Origin of the sequence: Microbispora sp. CSR-4 (assembly GCF_008033685.1) — a bacterium.
In the GTDB taxonomy this organism is placed as follows: Bacteria; Actinomycetota; Actinomycetes; order Streptosporangiales; family Streptosporangiaceae; genus Microbispora.
Map to the genome: position 1 here is coordinate 1 of NZ_VJVX01000181.1, position 1,107 is coordinate 1,107.

The 1,107-nt window shown below is 65.8% G+C and carries 2 protein-coding genes; one reads left to right on the forward strand and one right to left on the reverse strand.

Features of this window, described 5'->3' with window-relative positions:
- The first annotated feature begins 631 nt into the window (after window positions 1-631).
- The gene (locus tag FLV34_RS39335; RefSeq protein ID WP_222709807.1) at window positions 632-955 is read left to right on the forward strand and encodes a hypothetical protein; all 324 of its coding nucleotides are present in this window, start codon (window positions 632-634) and stop codon (window positions 953-955) included.
- Here the strand turns inward: FLV34_RS39335 and FLV34_RS43590 are convergent.
- Window positions 939-1,088, reverse strand: a complete 150-nt coding sequence (locus FLV34_RS43590) for an integrase core domain-containing protein (RefSeq protein ID WP_369074152.1) — start codon at window positions 1,086-1,088, stop codon at window positions 939-941. The two genes, FLV34_RS39335 and FLV34_RS43590, sit on opposite strands and share 17 nt — an antisense overlap.
- Window positions 1,089-1,107 lie beyond the last annotated feature (19 nt).

Here is a 1,107-nt window from a genome sequence, read left to right on the forward strand (position 1 = left end):
CTGCGATGTAGCCCGAGCAAGACCGGCCACCTGGTCAAAGCCATCGCGGTCCTTCAGAACCATCGGGTAGCACACGCCTCCCGAGGATGAAATTGGCTCCTTGTATCGACCGGGGCGCGCCTCGCCGGGGGCACTGGGGCGTCGTTGACGATCATGGAGGATCTTCCTGTGTGCGAAGATCACGTTAGCCGGCTCTGACCCGGTCTTGTAGACGAATAGGACACGGTTGCCGCCCTGGCGTTCGCTTATGTAGCCGAGGGCGGCCCGGAAATTCAGCCTGTCCTGCGGTGATGGGGCGGGGGCCGGCGCTGGGCGCATCAGCCGGCGCGGCGTCGAGGTCGGTGCCCATACATGCGCCGTGACCCTGGCGTCAGTGCGTACACGCAGCGGGCGGGGCGTCCCATCGCTGATAGTCGATGGAACCCTTCGGACTCGCCGCATCGACAACGGGTCCCATCAATCAAGACACTTGAGCGGTCGCTTAAATCTGCTTACGCTTGGGTTTGAGCGATCGCTCAAGATGTGAGGGGTGCGCATGGGCCGGTTTGTGTACGTCGAGTGCTTGATCCGGGCCGACATGGAGGCCCTGTGGGAGCGGACACAGCGCCCTGACCTGCACCAACGTTGGGACTTGCGCTTCACGGAGATCGACTACCTGCCGCGTGCCACCGGCCAGCCGCAGCGGTTCCGGTACGCCTTCCGGCTCCTGCCCGGGCTCGTCATCGACGGCAGCGGCGTTACGGCGGGAGACCGGCGCGATCCAGGGCAACGGACGTCAGCGCTGCGCTTCGCCTCCGGCCATCCGCTCTCGCTGATCCGCTCGGGCTCCGGCTACTGGCGCTACGTCCCCACCGACGACGGCGTCCGCTTCATCACCCGGTACGGCTATCGCCCCGGCTGGGGCAATGTGAACCGCGCCGAGTTTCGTGGAGGCCGGGTTAGCTGGCTGGGGTGAGGATAGCCGTGGCGGTTTGTGTTCGGTAGTGGGTCTCGAATTCGGCTGGTGGGAGGTCGTTGCAGGCGCTGTGGAGGCGCCGGTTGTTGTACCAGTCGACCCATTCCATGGTGGCGATCTCGACGTCGTCCAGGCCGTTCCACGGGCCGCGC